Raw genomic sequence first — 19,974 nt, forward strand, 5'->3', positions numbered from 1 at the left:
ACCACCCGGGACCACCAACAAGGTAACGGGGGGGAGGGGGCGGACTGGTCGCTACGACCATGCGGAGTCGATCTCGCAGGCAGTTTAGTGTCCACAGCGCTGACATCAACGGACCCGCCGTAGAAGTGCTTAGCGAGAATCCATGGAATTCCGAGGTTTCCCCTCGGTGTGCAGCGCCAGTGCGGAACTGATGTCAGAACCGTGGACACACGTGCCCCTGAAGCCTCCTCCGTCGGCCCACCATCGCCTCCGGGGTGAGCGGACCCACACCGGAACCGCGCCGGACGAGTGTCTCAGAAATGAGGAGAGGGCACAGGGGGAACGCGTTGACGCGTGGATCTCGCGTTCGTTTCTGTTCGTTTCTGAGCGAGCGTGGGTAGACTGGGGGCATGAGCATTCTCGTTGCTGGAGGCGCCGGCTACATCGGCGCGCACGTGGTCCGACTTCTCCTCGAGCGCGGGGAGGAGGTCGTCGTCGTCGATGACCTGTCCTACGGGACGCCGGAGCGAGTCAAGGGGGCCTCCCTCGTCGAGCTCGACGTCGCCAGCGGCCAGGCCCCACAGACCCTCGCCGAGGTCATGGACTCGCACGGCGTCACCGCCGTCATCCACTTCGCCGCCCGCAAGCAGGTGGGCGAGTCCGTCGAGCGCCCCGCCTGGTACTACCAGCAGAACGTCGGCGGCCTGGCCAACATGCTGCTGGCCATGGAGACCGCCGGCGTCAAGCAGATGATCTTCTCCTCCTCGGCCGCCGTCTACGGCATGCCCCCGGTGGAGGTCGTTCCCGAGGACATCGACTGCCGCCCCATCAACCCCTACGGAGAGACCAAGCTCATCGGGGAGTGGATGATGGCCGACGCCGAGAAGGCCTGGGGACTGCGCTGGGCGGGCCTGCGCTACTTCAACGTCGCCGGAGCCGGCTGGGACGACCTGGGCGACATGGCCACCCTCAACCTCATCCCCATGGTCCTCGACCGCCTCGCCAAGGGCGAGACCCCCAAGATCTTCGGCACCGACTACCCCACCCCCGACGGCACCTGCGTGCGCGACTACATCCACGTCAAGGACCTGGCCGTCGCCCACATCGCCGCCCTGGACTACCTGGCCGGCGGCCAGGAGATGGCCGAGCACGTCTTCAACGTCGGCACCGGCCAGGGCGCCTCGGTGCGGGAGGTCGTCTCCAAGGTCATCGCCTCCACGGGCCTGGACCTGGAGCCCGAGGAACTCGCCCGCCGCGCCGGCGACCCGCCCCAGCTCATCGGCAACGCCACCCGCATCGGTGAGGTCCTGGGATGGAGGGCCGAGCACGACCTGGACGACATCGTCGCCTCCTCCTACACCTCCTGGCAGGCCGACCCCAACCGGCCCCACTTCGGCTGAGCGGTCCCAACACCACGGCGTGCGGGCCGGTTCCCCCTCTCCCGGGGAACCGGCCCGCACGTGTTCGTCTTCGGTGACTGAGCGTCAGGACTGGTTGAAGTCCGCCGCCGTCAGCTTCCCGTCGCGCAGCTTGGAGAAGAAGTCCGGTGCGGTCCTGTCCCGCAGCAGCACTGTTTCGCCGATGTCGGCGTCCTCGGGGGAATAGGCGGGATCCTCAATGGGCGGGGCCCCGGTCAGGCCGCCATCGGAGGCGGAGCGGAAGGCCAGCACCATCTGGGCGATGCTCATGGTGCCGGCGCTGCGATCCACCGTGAGCGCGTTCGTACCGGCGTCGACCAGCGCGTCCTGCCGGGAGAAGGAGAAGGCGGTGGACGGCGCTGCCGCCTTGGAGACCACTGCGGAGATGACGGCGCGCTGGCGCTGACCGCGACCCACGTCACCGGTCGGGTCCGACTTTCGCATCCGGGAGTAGGCCAGTGCCTTCGTCCCGTCCACCGTCTGACACGTGCCCTGAGAGGTGTCCCAGACCAGACCGGAGTCCTCATCGGCGACGTCGTAGTCCAGGCAGACGTTGACCCCGCCGACGGCGTCGACCATCTGGGATACCCCGGTCATGCCGACCTCCACATAGTGGTCCACGGTCAGCCCGGAGAACTTCTCCACGGTCTGGACCAGCAGCTTGGGGCCGCCGAAGGAGTAGGCGGCGTTGATCTTGTTCTCCCCGTGCTCGGGAATGTCCACGAAGGTGTCACGCGGCAAGGAGGTCAGGCTCGTCTGTCCGTTCTCCGCCTTGTGCAGCAGCATGACGGAGTCGGCACGAGCCCCCTCGGTCTCGTCCTGGACAGCACCTCCGCGCGCGTCCGAACCCACGATGAGCCAGGTCTCGCCCGGAGTGTCCGCCGCTCCGGACAGGGCGTCGACGCGATGGAGCTGGGAGGAGACGTCGTTCCACAGCCAGGCGACCCGCGCTGCGATGAGAGCCAGGGCGACAACGATGACGACGACCGTCCAGCCCACGATCCGGCGCCACCTGGGACGGGCGCGCTTCGGCCGCTGCGGCCGCTGGGGCGTGAGTGAGGGTCCACCCGCAGCGGGCTCCTGCGGCGACTGCCGGCCCGCGGAGCCCACGGGGTAGGTGCCGCGCCGCACGGGTAAGGCCTGCGTGCGCTCCGGCCCGGCTGCGCCGCTGCCTCCGTCGGTGTCCGTTTCCAGGGGGATCGCACTCGACCCGGCCCGGGCATGGCTGCCCCGTTGAGACGGGGCGGAGGGGCGACGGGGCTGGACCGAGGACGGCTGCTGTCCTCTGCGCGTAGAGGCGGGCTGAGCCGAGGCCGGCTGGTCGCCGTCCTGACGGCCCAGGACCGAGTGCCGTTGGGGGTTGCGAGCGGCGGTTGATGACGGACGGCGCGGGGCGCCGCCGGCAACGTCAGTGGGGTGGGCGACTGCCTCGCCGCCGGATGCCTCCCCGCGCTCGCGGCTGCGCTGGTTGACAGCATCGATGGGACGCTGCCTGCGTTGAGGCCTGCCTCCGCTGGAGCCGGGGGTGATTGAGGGCGGTAGTGAGTCGTCTGTCGGAATCACACCACTGATTCTGCCTCAGGCGGGGCAGGCAGGGGTGGTCGGCTTCGCGGCGGGTTGCTGCTGGGGGGTGCTCGTCTTGGGGGCCTGGGTGGCCGGAGCCGGCGTCGGGGTGGGCTGGGAGGGCTCGGAGGACTCCGAGGAGTCGTCAGTGCTCTCCGAGGTGGAGCCGTCCGCGGTGGCGCTCGAGTCCGACGAGGCGGGGGCCGAGGTGTCGGAGGGGATGGGCTTGTCGTCCTCGAGGGCCTTCCAGACCTTCTTGGCGCCCTCGGCGGGGACCACCTGGTTCGGGTTGTCTGCGGGCTGGTTCGGCATGGTGACGAAGTTGATCTTGTCGACGCCCACGCCCTGGATGGAGTAGGCCAGGCCCGACAGGTTGCCGATCTGACCGATGCGCTCGGACGTGGTGAGGGTCTCCAGGGTGGAGGTCAGGAAGCCGGACTGCGTCAGGAGGCTGGAGGACAGCGCCTTGGAGGCCATGGCTCGCATGAGGTTCTGCTGACGGGTGATACGGGAGAGATCCGAGCCGTCACTCACCCCGTGCCGGACACGGGCGTACTGCAGGGCGTTCTCGCCGTTCAGCTTCTGGCAGCCCTCGTCGAGCTTGAAACCGGTGTACTCGGAGTCGTCAATGGCCTCATCGACCTGCACGTGGACGCCGCCGAGGGAGTCGACCACCTTGGACAGGCCTGAGAAGTCGACGACGACGAAGTCGTCGATACGCACGTGCGTCAGCTTCTCCACGGTCTTGAGGGTGCAGGCGGCTCCGGAGGCAACAGCCTTCTTGTCGTCGCTGCTGCTGCCGGCTCCGTTGGCGAAGGCGGAGTTGAACGGTGCGTCCTCGCTGGCGTCGGTCTTCCCGCCGTCGAGGGTCGTGCACTCGGGGATGTCGACCAGGGTGTCGCGGGGGATGGACACGGCGTCGACGCGCGAGCGATCAGCCGAGATGTGCATGACCAGCGCCGTGTCGGAGCGGGCCACGGAGACCTCGTCGTCGCCCTGCGAACCGTCGACGTTGTTTTTCCCCGCGCGCGAGTCGGTGCCCAGGATCAGGAGGTTGACGGCTCGGCCCTCGTAGCTGTCCGGCGGCTTCGTGCCGGGCCGGTCCTCCTCGGTCAGGAGGCTGTCGATGTTGAACCAGGCGATCCGCGACTGGATGTTGTGCCACGCGAAGCCCGCGGCGGAGACGACGAAGATCGTCACCGCAAGCAGGCTGAGTCCCACTCGCCTGGCCAGGCGGCGTCCGAGTTCCTTGGAGGAGTGTCGCGCATTCGGCTTACTGAACTGAGGCACGGAAGCGATCATAGGGAACGAGACTGCTAAACCATATGGGTCTGCCTACACCTGTTACATGAGATTTACCCAATGCTGGGTGAAGCCCCTCACACGGGTAACGGGGCTAGGCTCTGTCCGTGACCAGTGTTGCCAAACCCACGCCGACCAGTGCCTCGGCCGCTCCCGTCAGTGCTCCGGATCAGGTAGGGGAATGCTCGGAAGCTCGGGCCCTCGCACCTGACGAGCAGAGCGTGCGAGTGGTGACGGTCGCCTTCAACCCGGGTGAGGAGCTGGAGCGCTTCCTGGCCTCCTTGGCCACGGCGACGGCGCGCAGGCTCGTCGTCGTCATCGCGGACAACGGCACCGAGCACGACGTCGTCACTGCTGCTGCTCAGCGGCACGGGGCGCGCGTCGTCGGGGACGGCACCAACCTCGGTTACGGGGCGGGTGCCAACCTGGCGGCCGCGGATCTGGAGGAGGACTGGATCGTGGTGGCCAACCCCGATCTCGTCTGGAGACCCGGGAGCCTCGACGTCCTCATTGATGCGGGCCTGGCCAACCCGGCGGCCGGCTGCCTGGGGCCCCTCCTGCTCAACCCCGACGGCACCGTCTACCCCTCCGGGCGCGCCCTGCCCTCCTTAGTCAAGGGTGCCGGGCACGCCGTCCTGGGCCGGATGTGGCCGGCCAACCCCTTCTCCGCCGCGTATCACACCGCCGATCAGGGCGGCTCGGGCGGGTCGCGGACGGTGGGCTGGCTCTCGGGGGCCTGCCTACTGCTGCCCGCCGCCGCCTGGAGGCGCCTGGAGGGCTTCGACGACGACTACTTCATGTTCTTCGAGGACGTGGACTTAGGGGAGCGGGTCGGACGGGCCGGCTGGCTCAACGTGCAAGTGTCGGACTCCGTCGTCGTCCACGAGCAGGGGGCCAGCTGGAAGGCCCGCCCCGAGAAGATGATCCGGGCGCACCACGCCTCCGCCCGCCACTACCTCAACGGCGTCTACAACGCCCCGTGGCAGGCGCCGGTGCGCTGGCTGCTCAGCGGCGGGCTGCGCCTGCGTGAGGAGCTCGAGGTCCGCGCCTCCCGGAACTGAGGGGGAGTGCCCGCTGCTCTCCGGGAGCCTCGGGGTCAGTCGTCGGTCTCAGCGGTGAGCCGCGCGCCGGCAGGGGGCTCGGGGGCGTTGTCCAGGGCGATGCGGCGAGCCAGGTGAGTGATCTGCCGCTCCCTGGCGCTGTTGCGCCTGAAGGAGGAGAGGATCTGCGCCAGGAAGGCGATGACCAGGGCGTAGAGCAGGAAGTCAGTTCCTCGCCCGACTCCCATCCGGTGCGCGATCGAGCTCATCACCCAGGGGAAGGTGATGTTGAAGACGGCGAAGGCCACGAAGGCCAGGGTGACCAGCCTGCGGGCGGCCATGTGGCGGGCCCCGCCGGGGGTGCGCAGCATCATCCAGCCGACGGCGATCACGGCCAGGATCAGGGCGGCCTGGATGTAGAACTGGTGGTTCGTGATCGGCGTGACCCGGGTGGCGAACTGATGAATCATGGGCTGTGCCTTCCGTGCGGGCTCAGGAGAAGAGCAGGTCGACCAGGATGTTGACCGAGTTCCACAGGGACTGGCCCTTGGCGCGGGAGTAGTCGGTGTAGACGATGTGCACCGGGAACTCGCGCCAGGGCATGCCGGTGGCGCCGATCTGGCGAATGATCTCACTGGCGTGCGCCATCCGGTTCTGCCTGAGGTCGAGCTGCGCCAGGACGTCGCGGCGGAGCACCCGCAGGCCGTTGTGGGCGTCGGTCAGGCGCATGCCGGAGGTGTGCGAGCTGACGGCCGCCGCCGTGCGCAGGACGATCCGCTTGAGCCACCCCACCGGGGAGGGGCCTTCGAGGAAGCGCGAGCCGAGGACGACGGCGAGATTCTCGGCTCGCGCCGCGGCCACCATGGCGGCGGCGTCCGTGGTGGAGTGCTGGCCGTCGGCGTCGAAGGTGACGACGTAGTCGGCATTGGTCTTCTCCAGCACGTAGGAGAAGCCCGTCTGCAGCGCTGCGCCCTGGCCGAGGTTGATCGGGTGGCGTACGACCACGGCCCCCGCGGCGGCGGCCTCCCGGGCAGAGGCGTCCTTGGAGCCGTCGTCGACGACAACGACATGGGGGAAGACTGTGCGGGCCTGGGAGATGACCTCGCGCACGACGGTCGCCTCGTTGTACAGGGGAATGACGAGCCAGGTGTCGGTGACCGGGAGCGCCGGGGTGGGCTCCCCGGTCTGCGATGCGGTGGAGGTAGTCACCACCGCATTCTTGCACGCGAACAGAGGGCGCCAGCCCTCTTGCGGGAGGCGGGGGCGGTCGGCCTTGGTGGGGTAGGTCTCCTTCGGGGCGTGCCCGGGCGGCGTCTGGCGGGGGTGGGTCCCCTAGGATGGGGCCGGTCGTGCAGTGCCCGCCGCCTCCGGCGACCGGAGCGGCACGGCTTCCGGCAGCCACCAGGCTGCCCGGACTCATTCGATCGTCAGGGCGGTGCGAGCCGCCCGCACAGGAGTCGCCGTGGCCACCCGCATCGCCCCGTCCGCCGATGTCTCCGAGGAAGCCGTGCTCGGAGAGGGCACCAGCATCTGGCACCTCGCACAGGTCCGTGAGCACGCCGTCCTTGGACGGGACTGCATCGTGGGGCGCGGCGCCTACATCGGTGAGGGCGTCGTCATGGGAGACAACTGCAAGGTGCAGAACTACGCCCTCGTGTACGAGCCGGCCCGCCTGGCCGACGGGGTCTTCATCGGCCCGGCGGTCACGCTGACCAACGACCACTTCCCCCGGGCCGTCAACCCCGACGGCTCGCTCAAGTCGGCCGCCGACTGGGAGCCCGTGGGAGTCACCATCGAGGAGGGTGCGTCGATCGGCGCCCGCGCCGTGTGCGTGGCTCCGGTGCGTATCGGGGCCTGGGCCACGGTGGCCGCCGGCGCCGTGGTCACCAAGGACGTTCCCGCTCATGCCCTGGTCGCCGGGGTCCCCGCTCGCCGCATCGGCTGGGTCGGGCGCGCCGGTGAGCCCCTTACTCCCTCCGACCCCGGCCCCGACGGCGCCCCACGCTGGCGCTGCCCCGTCACCGGGACCCTGTACGAGCAGTTTGACGCCGAGCCCGCTGCCGGGTCCGGCTCGCAGTCCAGCTCCGAATCCACCACCATCCGAGAGGTCACCCACTGATGTCACGCGAGTTCATCCCAGCAGCCAAGCCGATCATCGGGCAGGAGGAGCGCGACGCCGTCGACGCCGTCCTCACCTCGGGCATGGTCGTCCAGGGACCCCAGGTCAAGGCCTTCGAGGAGGAGTTCTCCGCCCAGGTCGTCGACGGCGTCCACTGCGTGGCCGTCAACTCCGGCACCTCGGCCCAGCACGTGGCCACCCTGGCCAGCGAGCTCCAGGAGCGCGCCGGCGGGGCCCCGGAGGTCATCGTCCCCTCCTTCACCTTCGCTGCCACCGGCAACTCGGTGGCCATCAGCGGTGCCGTGCCGGTCTTCGCCGACATCGACCCGGTGACCTTCACCCTCGACCCCGCCAGTGTCGAGGCCTCCATCACCGAGCGCACGGCGGCCATCGAGGTGGTCCACCTCTACGGTCTGCCCGCCAACATGCCGGAGATCCTCGCCATCGCCGAGCGTCACGGCCTGGCCGTCTTCGAGGACTGCGCCCAGGCGCACGGCGCCGCCATCGAGGGCAAGCCCGTGGGCACCTTCGGGGCCTGGGGCTCCTTCTCCTTCTACCCCACCAAGAACATGACCAGCCTCGAGGGCGGCATGATTACCACGGCCGACGCCGAGCTGGCCCGCCGCTGCCGCCTCATCCGCAACCAGGGCATGGAGCAGCAGTACGCCAACGAGCTGGTGGGCCTCAACAACCGCATGACGGACGTGGCCGCCGCCGTCGGCCGCGTCCAGCTGACCAAGCTGGCCGGCTGGACCGCTGCCCGCCAGGCCAACGCCGCGCGCCTCAACGAGCTGCTGGCGGGCGTCGAGGGCGTCGTCACCCCCTTCGTCCCCGAGGGCTACACGCACGTCTACCACCAGTACACGATCCGCCTCGAGGGGGCCACGGGCGCCGAGCGCGACGCCGTCCAGGCCGCTCTGCGCGAGGAGTGGCAGGTCGGCAGCGGCGTCTACTACCCGATCCCCAACCACCGCCTGGCCTCCCTGGCCCACTACGCCGAGGGCCTCGAGCTGCCCGGAACCGAGAAGGCCGCCCGCGAGTGCCTCTCCCTGCCGGTCCACCCCTCCCTGAGCGAGGCGGACCTGGAGCGCATCGGCCAGGCCGTGGCCGCCACCGTCAAGGCAGGTGCCTGACATGGGTGAGAACGTCGCTCTCGACGGGCAGGCCACCACTGCGCTGCCCGAGGTCCACCACCTCACCGACAAGGGCACGGCGGACAACCCGCTGCGCGTGGGCCTCATCGGCCTGGGCTCCATGGGACGCCACCACGCCCGGGTCATCCGCGCCACTGAGGGCATGGAGCTCGTGGCCGTGGCCGACCCCGGCGGCGACCGCTTCGGCGTGGCCGGCGAGCTGCCGGTCCTGCCCGATGTCCACGCCCTCATTGACGCCGGGCTCGATGCCGCCATGGTGGCCGTCCCCACCGTCTACCACGAGGACGTCGCCCTGGCCCTGGCCGAGGCGGGCGTGCACACCATGGTGGAGAAGCCCATCGCCCACGACGCCGCCGCGGGCCGCCGCGTGGCCGCCGCCTTTGCCGAGCGGGGCCTGGTGGGCGCCGTCGGCTACGTGGAGCGCTGCAACCCGGCCCTGCGGGCCCTGCGCGAGCGCCTCGATGCCGGTGAGCTCGGCGAGGTCTACCAGGTCCTCACCCGCCGCCAGGGCCCCTTCCCGGCCCGCATCAGCGATGTCGGGGTCGTCAAGGACCTGGCCACCCATGACATCGACCTGACCGCCTGGGTCGCCGGCGCCCGCTACACCTCCGTGGCCGCGCAGGTCACGCACCGCTCCGGCCGCCAGACCGAGGACATGATGGTGGCCACCGGCCTGCTGGAGGGCGGCATCGTCGTCAGCCACCAGGTCAACTGGCTCACCCCCTTCAAGGAGCGCGTCACGATCGTCACCGGCGAGAAGGGCGCCTTCGTGGCGGACACCCTCACCGGGGACCTCACCTTCCACGCCAACGGCACCGTGGCCTCCACCTGGGACCAGGTCGCCGCCTTCCGGGGCGTCAGCGAGGGCGACGTCATCCGCTACGCGATCCCCAAGCGCGAGCCGCTGGCCCTGGAGCAGGAGAACTTCCGCGACGCCGTGCGCGGCGTGGCCCAGCGCCACGTCACCATGGCCGAGGGCGTGGCCACGCTCGACGTCGTCGAGGCGGTTCTGACCTCGGCGAGCGAGAACCGGACGGTCGCGCTCTGAACCGCTCAGTCGCACCGAGCGGCCCCGTGGCGGGAGCGCTCGCCCGGGTCCGCTCGGTCATGGAGTCCTCCCCGTTCCTGCGCCACGTCCTGACGCTGGTCAGCGGCACGGCCACCGCCCAGGCCATCGTCTTCGGCATGACGATGATCCTCACCCGCATCTTCTCCGACGCGGACCTCGGCCAGCTGACGCGCTACACCTCGGTCGTCTCGATCATCACGGCCGTGGCGGCCCTGCGCTACGACATGACGATCATGCTTCCCAAGAAGGACGCCTGGGCCCTGGCCTGCGCCCGCCTGGGAATGGTGTGCATCGTGGTGGTCTCGATCATCTCCAGCGTCGTGGCCCTCCTCCTCAAGCCGCTGGTCACCCGGTACTGGGGGGCTGATATCGCCGCCTGGATGCCGCTGCTGGGCGTGACCACGCTGCTGCTGTCGACGGTCCAGCTCCTCCAGTACTGGTACAACCGTCAGTCGGACTACCGGACGATCTCAATCAACCGGGTCGAGCAGCAGGTCGGACAGTCCCTCGGCCAGCTCGTCCTGGGGGTGGCGGGGATGGTCAGTGTCGGAGGCCTGCTGATCGGTCAGACGATCGGGCAGGCCTGGGCCTTCGTCAACCTGGGGCGCAAGGCCAAGCCCTTGCACCGGCCGTTGCCGCCGGAGGCGCCCACCCTGTGGCAGGTCGCCCGCCGCTACCGGCGCATGCCCCTGCTCAACGGCCTCAACGCCTTCGTCGACGCCGTGCGGCTCAACGGCATCAACCTGCTCGTGGGCTCCTACTCGGTGGCCAGCCTGGGGCAGTTCAACCTGGCCTGGCGCTGCCTGGAGGTTCCGCTGGCTCTCATCAACGCCGCCGTGGGGCAGGTCTTCTTCCACAAGCTCGCCACTCTGCGTCCCGGGCAGATGCGCCCCCTGGTCCGCCAGGTCACCAAGCGGGTCCTCATCATCGGGACCGCGCCGTTCGTCCTGCTCTACATCCTGTCGCCCTGGCTCTTCCCCTTGCTCTTCGGCAGCAGCTGGACCGAGGCGGGCAGCTTCGCCAGGGCTCTGACCCCCTGGCTGTTCATCCTCCTGGTCACCTCCCCGCTGTCGACTCTCTTCGTCGTCACCGAGAACCAGGACTGGCTGCTCCTGTTCTCGGTGGTCTACGCCGCCGTCCCCCTGGCCTGGCTCTGGTTCAGCCCCTACTCGCTGCTGACGACCACCTACGTCCTGGGCGCCCTCATGTGCCTCATCCTGGTGGTGCAGATCCTCATGGCCGACGCCGCCGCCCGCCGCTTCGACGCCAGGCCCCCCGCCAGTGAGGCCGACGAGGGCCACTACGAAGCCGCTGACGACTCCGGGGCCGCAGCCGGCACGCCCGAGGATCAATAGGATCTCGAGTACTGGGCGATGGCGGCCTCGTAGGCGCGGCCGTAGGAGCGCGCCACCTGGCTGGGGGAGAAGGCCCGCGGCAACGTGTTCTGGATGTCGCGCGCCGTGAGGTCCGTGCACCGTCCCATGACGTCGACGACGGCCCTGGCCCACGCGGCGGGGTTGTCCTGAGAGACGATCTCGCTCACTGAGGGATCCAGGAAGCTGGTGTGCGCCCCCCGGTCACTGGTGACCACCGGGCGGCCGGCGGCAACGGCCTCGGCTGCACCCAGGAAGAAGGTCTCGGCGAGCGTGGGTACGAGGAAGAGGTCGTTGTCGGCCAGGACCTGCTGCACCTGATCGCCCGGCAGCTGACCGGTCAGCTCCAGGTCGACGCCCAGGTCGGTCGCGAGATCCGTGCAGCGATCGGCCAGGGGACCGCCACCCACCCAGGTCAGCCGGGCCGGAACCCCCTGCTGCGCCAGCGCCGCAACCGCTTCTACGGCCAGGTCCGGGCGCTTGCGCTCGATGAGCCCCCCGATGCCGACGATCCGCAGCGTGTCACGCCCCAGCTCGACGCTGCGGCGCGGCGCCGGCTCCTCAGGCATGGTGACCTCGTTGGGGACCGTCAGGATCTCGCCCTCGGGGCGGTAGGCCCGCAGGTCGGCGGCGAGCTGGTCGGAGACGGTGGTGACGACGTCGGGCCGGCGCTCCAGTCGCAGAACCACCTGAGCCCCCGCCCGTGCCAGGGAGCCGAGCTCGGCGCCGCGCTGGGCGATCCCCGACCAGTGCTCCGTGTGGAGCCACGGCTGACGGGGCCGGCCCAGGGCGTAGGGCAGGAGGGTGGAGACCGCGTGGGTATGGACGACGTCGCTGCCGTGAGTCAGCGCCGTCAGCTCCCGCCTGGCCGCAAGCACCTCGTGGGGCCGCGACAGCGACATGGGTAGGCGCACCACGGGCAGCCCCATCACCCGGTCGTGGCGCACCCCGTCGTCGACGGAGGCCGAGGCGAGGTGGACGACGCGAATATCGTGGCCGGCCGCCGCCATGGAGGCGGCGTGGCGTGCCACGAAGACTCCCAGACCCGGTGAGCGGTGCGTGGGGAACCAGGTGGTGACGATGGTGACGCGCATGATGCTGCCCAGGGATCCGGTCGGGGCGATCAGTCGGGCAGGTGCTCGGTGAGGGCCTGGACCACTCGGGCCGCGGCGTTGCCGTCCCCGTAGGGGTGGGCGTCGGCGTCGGCGGGCTCGGTCGGCCTGGCACGGGAGGCGGCGTCGACCAGGGCCTGACCGGGCTCGACCAGGACGTTCCAGCCCAGGTTGACGGTCTCGACCCACTCGGTCTGGGGGCGCACCGTGGTGCACGGCGCCCGCAGGAGGAATGCCTCCTTCTGCAGGCCGCCGGAGTCGGTGACCACGCCGCGGGCGTGCAGGGTCGAGGCGACGAGCTCGGGGTAGGCCAGGGGCGGGTGCATCCGCAGGTTGCCCGAGTCCTCCAGGGTGATGCCGTGCTCGGCGCACTTGGCCACCAGGCGCGGGTGGGCCAGGAGCACCACCGGGTGATCGACCGCCGCCAGCGACTCCAGGATGGAGCGCAGGCGCTCGGGGTCGTCGGTGTTCTCCGCCCGGTGGATGGTGGCCAGCGAGTAGCCGCCCTCGGGCAGGTCCAGCTCGGTCATGACGGGGGAGGGGGTATCGATGACGGAGTCGCGCACCGAGAACAGGATGTCGGTCATCACGTCGCCCACGACGACGGTGCGCTCTGCCAGGCCCTCGTCCGCCAGGTGGGCGGCCCCCACCTCGGTCGGTGCCAGCAGCAGGTCGGCGGCGTGATCGGTCAGGATCCGGTTGATCTCCTCGGGCATGGCCCGGTTGAAGGAGCGCAGGCCCGCCTCCAGGTGGGCGATGGGCACGTGGAGCTTGACGGCGGACAGCGCCCCGGCCAGCGTGGAGTTCGTGTCCCCGTAGACCAGGACCCAGTCGGGGCGATGGGTCTCGATGGTCTCGTCCATGGCCGCGAGCATCGTGCCGGTCTGCACCCCGTGCGACCCCGAGCCGACCCCGAGGTGGACGTCCGGGGCCGAGATCCCCAGGTCGCTGAAGAAGACGTCGGAGAGCATCGGGTCATAGTGCTGCCCGGTGTGAACAATCACATGGTCGATGCCGGCCTCACGGAAAGCGGCGTCGATCGGGGCTAACTTGACGAACTGGGGCCGGGCGCCCACCACTGACATGACACGCATGGTTGAGACTCTACCGTGACTACACGGGCTCCAGTGCCATCGAGCGCCAGGGAGTCAAGGACGCGGAGGCCTTTTCGAACGGTCGTGAACATCGTTGGGGCGGCGCTGAAAGGGCGGAACTTCCACGGAGGTCGCCCCCGGCTGCTGAGCTCCACCGCGAGGTACCGGACCGCCGACGTCGTGTCATAACTGTGATCGGCCGATGGTACTATCATTCGCGCTCGAGTCTGTCTGCCTGGTGCGGCCGCGCCTGGTTCCTGAGATACCCCCTAAAGGAGGCGAGGCACCGTATGGCTGCGATCGTCTACCACGCCCCTTTCCCCCTGGATCGGGAGGCGTCGTCGGCTTCCGGTATCCGGCCTGTGCGCATGCTCGATGCCTTCCGGGAGCTCGGTTACACCGTGCTGGACGTGACCGGCTCGGCCCGGGAGAGATCGCGTCGCCTGCGCGCTCTGAGGGACCGTCTCCAGGGCGGGGAGCGCATCGAGTTCCTCTACTCCGAGTGCGCGACCATCCCCACCATGCTGACTGAGCCGCGCCACATCCCGCCCCACCCCTTCGTCGACCCGGCGCTCATGGGGCTGATGCACCGGCATGGCGTACCCACGTCCCTGTTCTACCGGGACATCTACTGGGCCTTCCCCGACTACCGCGAGAGGGTCGGGGCCGCGCTGGCCACGGCCATGGGATGCGTCTACCGCTATGACCTGGCCTGGTACTCGCGCTACATCGACCGCCTCTACCTGCCCTCGATGCGCATGGGCGCCCACGTCCCCGGGTTCCCCGAGGAGCGCATGGCCCCGCTGCCCCCGGGCTGCGAGATCGTTGACGAGGCGCCCTCCTCCCGCCCCGACGGCGAGCTCCACCTGCTCTACATCGGCGGGCTGGGTGGCCACTACCGGCTCCAGGAGTGCCTGCGCGCCGTCGTCGACGTGCCCGGCACCAGCCTGACCATCTGCACCCGCCCCGACCAGTGGGAGGCGGCCGGCGACCAGTACGCCGACCTGGTGGAGGCCGCCGGCGGCCGGATCGAGGTCGTGCACCGTTCCGGGGAGGAGCTCACCGCCCTCTACGAGCGCGCCGACCTGTGCGTCCTGTTCGTCGAGCCGGACCCGTATCGGGAGTTCGCCTCCCCGGTCAAGCTCTACGAGTACCTCGGACGCGGCAAACCGGTCATCGCCTCCCAGGGGACCCTGGCCGCCGAGGTCGTGGGCGCCGCCGGCGCCGGCTGGACCCTTCCCTACGACGCTACAGTGCTCTCCGGGCTGCTGCGCAGGCTCCTCCAGCACCCCCAGGAGGTCGCCGAGGCCGCCGGCCGGGCCCGGCAGGCCCGCCAGGAGCACACCTGGCTCAGTCGGGCGCGCACGGTCGCCCAGGACATGCAGGCGGTTCGGGCCGGCGCACTGGCCCAGTCCCGCACGCTGCGAGCAGGAGGGAACCGATGAGCGCACGGGGCTTCGTCAAGGCGTCGCTGGGCGCTCTGGTCCTCGGCGGCGTCGCGGCCGCGCTGGCGACGGCGGTGACGTCGCGTCGGTGCGCCCGTTCCGGTCGAGCCGACGGCGTCCTGCTGGCCACCCGCATCCACCTGCCCGAGGCCGCTGCCGCCTCCTTCCGGCTCGACAGCGTGGAGAAGGCGCTTGTGGCCGACGGGACGGCGGTGCGGGTCCTCACCAGCCGGGCCCCGGCCGACGCGCCGCAGGGCGAGCCCGATCCTGAGGGGGTCCAGGTCTCGCGCTGGCCGGTCCTGCGGGACTCCTCGGGCTACCTGCGCGGCTACGTGCCCTACCTGTCCTTCGATCTGCCCCTGGCTCTCAGGCTGCTGGTGGCCCGTCGGCCGGAGGCGATCCTCGTGGAGCCGCCCCCGACGACCGGCGCGGTCGTACGGGTCGTGGCGGCCCTGCGCGCGATTCCCTACGTGTGGTACGCCGCGGACGTCTGGTCGGCGGCAACGGCCTCCACCGGAGCGGCCGACATCGTCGTGCGGGCCGTCGAGAAGCTCGAGGCCTTCGCCGTCGGCGGGGCGGCTCGGGTCATCGCCGTCAATGACGGAGTCGCCCAGTCCGTCGCCGAGCTCGTGAACGCGGCATCGGACGACGAGTCCTGGGCACAGCGGATACGGGTCGTGCCCAACGGGATCGATACCGCTGTCTTCGACGCCCACGGGCCGACCCCCTCCGAGCCGGACCGTGCGCGGATCGGGCTGAGCGGGCCGTACTTCGTCTACGCCGGAACGGCCTCGGAGTGGCAGGGCGCCGACGTCTTCGTCCACGCCCTGGCCCAGGTGCGGCGCACCCACCCGAAGGCCCAGCTGCTCTTCCTGGGTCGGGGAACGGCCTGGCAGGAGATCACCCAAGCCGCCTCCCAGCTGCCCGCGGGCCCCGACGGCGCCCCGGCCGTCATCATGCACCCGGCCGTGCCCGCGGCCGAGGCCGCCGTGTGGCAGCGGGGCGCCGCAGCGGCCCTGGTGTCCATCAAGCCCGGCCAGGGCTACGACTTCGCCTACCCCACCAAGGTCCTCTCCGCCCTGGGATGCGGCACACCAGTGCTCTTCGCCGGTCGCGGGCCGGTGTCCGCGGACGTGCGCGACTTCGACCTGGGATGGGCGGCCGAGCACGATGCGGCGGCGATCGCCGAGGCCATGCGCACGGCGCTGGACACCTACGACGCCGAGATCGCCTCGGGTACGCGGCCCGCCACGGCGCAGCGCTTCCACGACTGGGTCGAGGACCATCGCTCGCTGCGTGCCACGGGGCAGTCCGCCGCCCGCGTCGTGCAGGAGGCCGCCGGCAGGGCCGGTGACAGCAGCGAGGAGAGTGCTGGGGGCCATGAGGTACGTCGAGTGAGTGAGGCGCAACGTTGGTGACCAACAGCCTGGTCGACTGGTTCAACACTCTGCCAACCGCGGTCCTGCTTCTGTCTGCGCTCTTCGGGGTCGGGTGGCTCGTGCTGCGCGCCGCCGGAATGAGAGGGATCCGTCCCGTCGCGCTGGCCCCGACCATCAGCGCCCTCATCCTGACGGCCGACGGGCTCTTCCAGGCCGCCGTCGGCAAGCCCTGGGGCTGGATCCCCGTCATGGTGACAACCGCGCTCCTGGCCCTTGCCGCCACCACGGCGAAGCGTCTCATCGACCGCTGGGACCCGGGGATCCTCCTCATGCCCGAGGACCAGCGGGAGGGCATGACCATGCGCACCGACGGCGGACGCGCCGAGCGCAGGCTCTTCCTGACGGTCCTGGTGTTCTGGGCCGTCACCGCGCTGCCCGTCATTCTCACGATCCCGCCCAACGCGGTCTCTCAGAGCGGTGACGCCCTCTACCACTACATGCAGGGCGCCATCATCGAGCGCGAGGACTACGCCTCGATGTTCAACCCGAACGCCGGCATGTTCGGGCTCACGAGCCACGCGGGCTTCTACCCGATCGTGTGGCACCAGGTCGCCAGCCTGGGAGCGTGGAGCTGGCGCGAGACGCTCATCGCCAACAACGTCCTGCTGCTGGCCGTGGCGCTGGTGTGGTACCTCGGCCTGGTCTACCTGGCTCGTACCGCGCTGCCCAAGGTCCGCCACGCCCCCTACCTGGCGCTGGCCGCCTCGCTCCTGGCTCCGGTCTTCCCCTGGCGGCTCACCTACGGTGCGGCGCTGTGGCCCTACTGCATGGCGGTCGCCACCTGCCCGGCCGTCATCGCCATGTCGATCGAGTGCTGGCGTCGTGCCCGCACCCTCATGGTGGTGGCCGCCCGGGAGCAGAACACGTCGGTCTGGGGCGCACGGGCGCGTGCCGCCATGGCGCTGAGCGCCATCATCCCCTTCTTCGTCGGGTCCTGCCTCATCCACACCTCAGCGGCGGCGATGCTCCTGTGGCCGCTGTTCGGCATCCTCCTGTGCCAGGCGGTGCACTCGGGGATCAGGAGCTGGCGCACCGAGCGACGCGCTCAGGCCGCGGCCTGGTGGATCGGCGCCCTCCTGGCGGTGGTCGCGTTCGTCGCCTTCGTCGTGCTGCCCGGTCCCCAGCAGCACCATTTCGGCAGGTACACCGAGCTGGACTGGAGCAACCTGACCACCAAGCTCCTCATCCCCATCACCCTGGACTACTTCGGCGGCTGGGCCATCGAGTGGATCGAGATGCCACTGGCGACCCTGTGCCTCCTGGGCGCCGTGATCTGCCTGTGGCGGCGACGCAACTGGGAACTCGTCGTGGCCTGGATCTTCAGCATGTCCCTCATCCTGGCCGCCATTGCCCCCATCCCGGTGCTCTCGGCGTTCACCGGCCTGTTCTACCGGGTTCCCCACCGCATCAAGGCGATGACCGCCGTCCTGGCGGTGCTCCTCGTCGTCGTCGCCCTGGACGCGCTGCGCACGTGGCTCAGCCCGCTGGGAGCGCGGGCCGGCTCCGCGCTGCGCGAAGCCCTCGGACGTATCGGCCTGGCCTCCGTGAGCACGGCGGTGCTCAGGGCAGGGGCCGCCGTCGCCGCCCTGGCCGTGTGCCTGCCCATCATGCTGATCGGGAGCCGGGCCGTGGCCACCGATGTACGCGAGGGATATCTTCCCGTGCACGGCGACACCCGCTTCATCGCGGACACGGCCGAGCTCGACATGATCCGCCGGCTGCCCGACGAGCTGCCGGACAACGCCGTCGTCATCGGCGACCCGGTGGCCGGGACCGGCTACATCCCCATCCTCACTGGTATGCGCAGCGTGTGGGTCTTCCCCGGTCAGGCCGCCGACGACCAGGACGGGATCTACCTGCGTGAGAACTTCAACCGGATTCACACCGACCCTCACGTGTGCGAGCTCCTCCAGCGGCACGGGATCCACTACTTCTACGCCGACAAGGACATCGTCTTCAACGGCAACCGGCTCAGCAAGTTCCGACCCGGCCTCTACAAGGTCGACACCTCCAGCGGATTCACCCTCGTCGACTCCGGTGGCTCGGCCTCGCTGTGGCGCATCGACATCTGCGGCTGACGGCCTGCTGACGCTCTGACAGCGCCCGCATCGGGGACTATGAGCTCTCAGAGCTCTCAGCTCATGGGGACGACGGGCTCGGCGCCCCAGGTCCCGTCCAGGAACAGCTGCGTCCACAGGCCCGTCGAGGTGGCCCCCCTGGACATGCGCAGGATCTGCTCGGTGTAGGGCATGGGGGCGTTGAAGGCCTCGAAGGCCATGGGGTGGCGCAGCATGGTGCGCATGGAGACCGCCCGGGACAGCGCCGTGCGGGTGCCGGTGACGGTCAGTGCCGCCATGAGCGCGCGCCGCGGCCCCGCCGGGATCCGCGCGGCCGGCGCCTCGAAGAGCTGGGAGGCAGTGCCCGTCGCCTCGCCGTAGACCTCCGCCGTGAACTGCGCGTACCAGTCGCGAGTGGCGGTCAGCTCCTCCGATCCCCGCAGCCAGGCGCGCCACATCTCGGTGTCGAGCATCGGCAGCGCCCAGCCGTATCCGAAGGCCTCGTAGGCCTTGAAGGACTCGTTGATGTACTTGGCCTGACGTTCCTGGAGGTTGACCCACTCCAGGAGCTCCTGGACGCAGCGCCCGCCTCCAGGAAGGTCCTCGCCCGGGTTGGTCGGGAAGGAGACCTCCTGGGCTCCCTTCACCACGGCTCGGCGCAGCAGGGGCAGGTGGCGCCACGCATCGCGGTCCCCCTGAAGCAGCGAGTGGTGGCGGGCCGCGGCGGTGAGTACCTCGTTGCGTGAGGGGCTGCCCTCGAGCAGGTGCTCGTCATGCATGTTGCCGACGATCGTGTGGCCGGGCAGGAACACCGCATCGGTGTCGATCAGGGCCTGGCGGCGCATCTGGAGCAGGGCGTACCAGTCCTGGACGTGCGGCAGGGAGGTCAGGCCCCAGGTGCGCCTCTGGAAGTCGACGCCGTCGGGCCCGGCCCAGCTGCGAGCCACCTCGGCGGGGTCCAGGTCGACCGTGAACCAGTCCAACTCGAGCGCCTCGGCCACGCCCCGGGAGATGGCGACCTCAGAGCTGCCTGGCACCCCGTAGGTGAAGGTCACCACGTCGCGGGCCCCGTGGCGCTTGAGCCAGACGGCCAGCAGCCTGGAGTCCAGCCCACCGGAGAGGGGAACGAGGATCTGGCGGCCGTCGATGTCCTGAAGGACGCGCTCGACCGCGGTGTCGAGCGCGCTGCGGAAGACGGCCGCGAACTCCTCTGGGGAGGTGATCGGGTCAGCGGCGTACCGGTAGGTCTCCCACGAGCGGCTGCTCCAGGTGCCGTCGGGGCGCAGCTCCACCACCGATCCGGCCGGAGTGGCGTAGACCTCGTGGGCCAGTGTCCGCGTCCCCGGTGTGAAGCCAGCGTGCAGGAAGACCTCGGCGGCCTCCTCGTCGCGCACCCAGGCCGGGGCGTGTCGGCGCAGCTCCTCAGGGTCGTCGCTGATGACCCAGGTGTCGCCCGCGCGGGTGAACAACAGGTGGTGGGAACGGGTGCGGTCCGTGGTCAGGCGCACGAGGCCGTCGTCGGCCTCGATGAGTGTCCAGGCCCCCGTGCGCCGCTCGGGCCGCTCGCGCCGCAGGGACTCCAGGTCACCGGACCCGAGCGGTAGCGGTCGCCACAGGTGGTACTGGGGCGCTGTGGGCGCTGAGGACTCAGTGTCCGCGGGACCACTCGTCCACGTCGGAGACGTCAGGTGAAGGCGGTATCCGGAAGGGGACGTGTCCGTGCGGTCCGTGTGGTCCAAGTCGTGCATGTGGACATGGTAAGCGCCGTATCATACGGAGGGCCGCTACCCGAGCCGCCACCTGAGCATCA

Annotated in this window: 16 protein-coding genes; 9 read left to right on the forward strand and 7 right to left on the reverse strand. The window is 70.3% G+C overall.

Annotated elements, in window-relative coordinates; translation table 11 throughout:
* Positions 1-389 precede the first annotated feature (389 nt).
* The gene (galE, locus tag HMPREF3165_RS01495) at positions 390-1,379 is read left to right on the forward strand and encodes a UDP-glucose 4-epimerase GalE (protein ID WP_003787093.1); all 990 of its coding nucleotides are present in this window, start codon (positions 390-392) and stop codon (positions 1,377-1,379) included.
* Positions 1,380-1,463: 84 nt separating this feature from the next.
* Here galE and HMPREF3165_RS12595 read toward each other — a convergent pair whose 3' ends face one another.
* Positions 1,464-2,960, reverse strand: coding sequence for an LCP family protein (locus tag HMPREF3165_RS12595; RefSeq protein WP_083303140.1), 1,497 nt, complete (start codon positions 2,958-2,960; stop codon positions 1,464-1,466).
* Positions 2,961-2,975: 15 nt separating this feature from the next.
* Positions 2,976-4,250: an LCP family protein gene (locus HMPREF3165_RS01505; protein WP_003787091.1), complete on the reverse strand. Its 1,275-nt coding sequence runs from the start codon at positions 4,248-4,250 to the stop codon at positions 2,976-2,978.
* 119 nt (positions 4,251-4,369) lie between these two features.
* Between HMPREF3165_RS01505 and HMPREF3165_RS01510 the strand changes: the two genes are divergently transcribed.
* The gene (locus HMPREF3165_RS01510) at positions 4,370-5,323 is read left to right on the forward strand and encodes a glycosyltransferase (RefSeq protein WP_003787090.1); all 954 of its coding nucleotides are present in this window, start codon (positions 4,370-4,372) and stop codon (positions 5,321-5,323) included.
* A 35-nt stretch (positions 5,324-5,358) separates the two neighbouring features.
* Here the strand turns inward: HMPREF3165_RS01510 and HMPREF3165_RS01515 are convergent, their stop codons facing one another.
* Positions 5,359-5,772, reverse strand: a complete 414-nt coding sequence (locus HMPREF3165_RS01515) for a DUF2304 domain-containing protein (protein ID WP_003787089.1) — start codon at positions 5,770-5,772, stop codon at positions 5,359-5,361.
* A gap of 22 nt (positions 5,773-5,794) precedes the next feature.
* On the reverse strand, positions 5,795-6,511 hold the full coding sequence (locus HMPREF3165_RS01520; RefSeq protein ID WP_003787088.1) for a glycosyltransferase family 2 protein: 717 nt from the start codon (positions 6,509-6,511) through the stop codon (positions 5,795-5,797).
* Between the two features lie 253 nt (positions 6,512-6,764).
* Between HMPREF3165_RS01520 and HMPREF3165_RS01525 the strand changes: the two genes are divergently transcribed.
* The 4 genes from HMPREF3165_RS01525 to HMPREF3165_RS01540 are packed head-to-tail and all read left to right on the forward strand — an operon-like array spanning position 6,765 to position 10,999.
* Complete coding sequence (locus tag HMPREF3165_RS01525) at positions 6,765-7,421, forward strand: acyltransferase (protein ID WP_070510356.1); 657 nt, start codon at positions 6,765-6,767, stop codon at positions 7,419-7,421.
* The gene (locus tag HMPREF3165_RS01530) at positions 7,421-8,554 is read left to right on the forward strand and encodes a DegT/DnrJ/EryC1/StrS family aminotransferase (protein WP_003787085.1); all 1,134 of its coding nucleotides are present in this window, start codon (positions 7,421-7,423) and stop codon (positions 8,552-8,554) included. The genes HMPREF3165_RS01525 and HMPREF3165_RS01530 overlap by 1 nt, the downstream gene beginning before the upstream one ends.
* A gap of 1 nt (position 8,555) precedes the next feature.
* Positions 8,556-9,623 carry a Gfo/Idh/MocA family protein gene (locus HMPREF3165_RS01535; RefSeq protein WP_070510357.1) on the forward strand — a complete coding sequence of 356 codons (1,068 nt, stop codon included), beginning with the start codon at positions 8,556-8,558 and terminating at the stop codon, positions 9,621-9,623.
* A 26-nt stretch (positions 9,624-9,649) separates the two neighbouring features.
* Positions 9,650-10,999 carry a lipopolysaccharide biosynthesis protein gene (locus tag HMPREF3165_RS01540; RefSeq protein ID WP_020991751.1) on the forward strand — a complete coding sequence of 450 codons (1,350 nt, stop codon included), beginning with the start codon at positions 9,650-9,652 and terminating at the stop codon, positions 10,997-10,999.
* Here the strand turns inward: HMPREF3165_RS01540 and HMPREF3165_RS01545 are convergent.
* Together HMPREF3165_RS01545 and wecB are read right to left on the reverse strand one after the other, a co-directional pair.
* On the reverse strand, positions 10,993-12,111 hold the full coding sequence (locus HMPREF3165_RS01545) for a glycosyltransferase family 4 protein (RefSeq protein WP_070510360.1): 1,119 nt from the start codon (positions 12,109-12,111) through the stop codon (positions 10,993-10,995). The two genes, HMPREF3165_RS01540 and HMPREF3165_RS01545, sit on opposite strands and share 7 nt — an antisense overlap.
* A gap of 29 nt (positions 12,112-12,140) precedes the next feature.
* On the reverse strand, positions 12,141-13,223 hold the full coding sequence (wecB, locus tag HMPREF3165_RS01550; protein ID WP_070510362.1) for a non-hydrolyzing UDP-N-acetylglucosamine 2-epimerase: 1,083 nt from the start codon (positions 13,221-13,223) through the stop codon (positions 12,141-12,143).
* Positions 13,224-13,513: 290 nt separating this feature from the next.
* Between wecB and HMPREF3165_RS01555 the strand changes: the two genes are divergently transcribed.
* The 3 genes from HMPREF3165_RS01555 to HMPREF3165_RS01565 are packed head-to-tail and all read left to right on the forward strand — an operon-like array spanning position 13,514 to position 18,185.
* Positions 13,514-14,668, forward strand: a complete 1,155-nt coding sequence (locus HMPREF3165_RS01555) for a glycosyltransferase (protein WP_070510364.1) — start codon at positions 13,514-13,516, stop codon at positions 14,666-14,668.
* Positions 14,665-16,086, forward strand: a complete 1,422-nt coding sequence (locus HMPREF3165_RS01560; RefSeq protein ID WP_070510366.1) for a glycosyltransferase — start codon at positions 14,665-14,667, stop codon at positions 16,084-16,086. Before HMPREF3165_RS01555 ends, HMPREF3165_RS01560 begins: the two co-directional genes overlap by 4 nt.
* A complete protein-coding gene (locus HMPREF3165_RS01565; protein ID WP_070510368.1) occupies positions 16,083-18,185 on the forward strand; it encodes a DUF6541 family protein in 2,103 nt (700 codons plus the stop codon). The genes HMPREF3165_RS01560 and HMPREF3165_RS01565 overlap by 4 nt, the downstream gene beginning before the upstream one ends.
* A 56-nt stretch (positions 18,186-18,241) precedes the next feature.
* Here the strand turns inward: HMPREF3165_RS01565 and HMPREF3165_RS01570 are convergent, their stop codons facing one another.
* A complete protein-coding gene (locus tag HMPREF3165_RS01570; RefSeq protein WP_256274741.1) occupies positions 18,242-19,912 on the reverse strand; it encodes an asparagine synthase-related protein in 1,671 nt (556 codons plus the stop codon).
* Positions 19,913-19,974: the final 62 nt, after the last annotated feature.

The sequence above is a fragment of the Actinomyces sp. HMSC08A09 genome (assembly GCF_001807465.1).
In the GTDB taxonomy this organism is placed as follows: domain Bacteria; phylum Actinomycetota; class Actinomycetes; order Actinomycetales; family Actinomycetaceae; genus Actinomyces; species Actinomyces oris.

Bases quoted from the DNA above. Each gene is read 5' to 3' on its own strand.
- galE (WP_003787093.1), top strand. From the start codon at position 390: ATGAGCATTCTCGTTGCTGGAGGCGCCGGCTACATCGGCGCGCACGTG.
- HMPREF3165_RS01515 (WP_003787089.1), bottom strand. From the start codon at position 5,772: ATGATTCATCAGTTCGCCACCCGGGTCACGCCGATCACGAACCACCAG.
- HMPREF3165_RS01530 (WP_003787085.1), top strand. From the start codon at position 7,421: ATGTCACGCGAGTTCATCCCAGCAGCCAAGCCGATCATCGGGCAGGAG.
- HMPREF3165_RS01535 (WP_070510357.1), top strand. From the start codon at position 8,556: ATGGGTGAGAACGTCGCTCTCGACGGGCAGGCCACCACTGCGCTGCCC.
- HMPREF3165_RS01545 (WP_070510360.1), bottom strand. From the start codon at position 12,111: ATGCGCGTCACCATCGTCACCACCTGGTTCCCCACGCACCGCTCACCG.
- wecB (WP_070510362.1), bottom strand. From the start codon at position 13,223: ATGCGTGTCATGTCAGTGGTGGGCGCCCGGCCCCAGTTCGTCAAGTTA.
- HMPREF3165_RS01555 (WP_070510364.1), top strand. From the start codon at position 13,514: ATGGCTGCGATCGTCTACCACGCCCCTTTCCCCCTGGATCGGGAGGCG.
- HMPREF3165_RS01560 (WP_070510366.1), top strand. From the start codon at position 14,665: ATGAGCGCACGGGGCTTCGTCAAGGCGTCGCTGGGCGCTCTGGTCCTC.
- HMPREF3165_RS01570 (WP_256274741.1), bottom strand. From the start codon at position 19,912: ATGCACGACTTGGACCACACGGACCGCACGGACACGTCCCCTTCCGGA.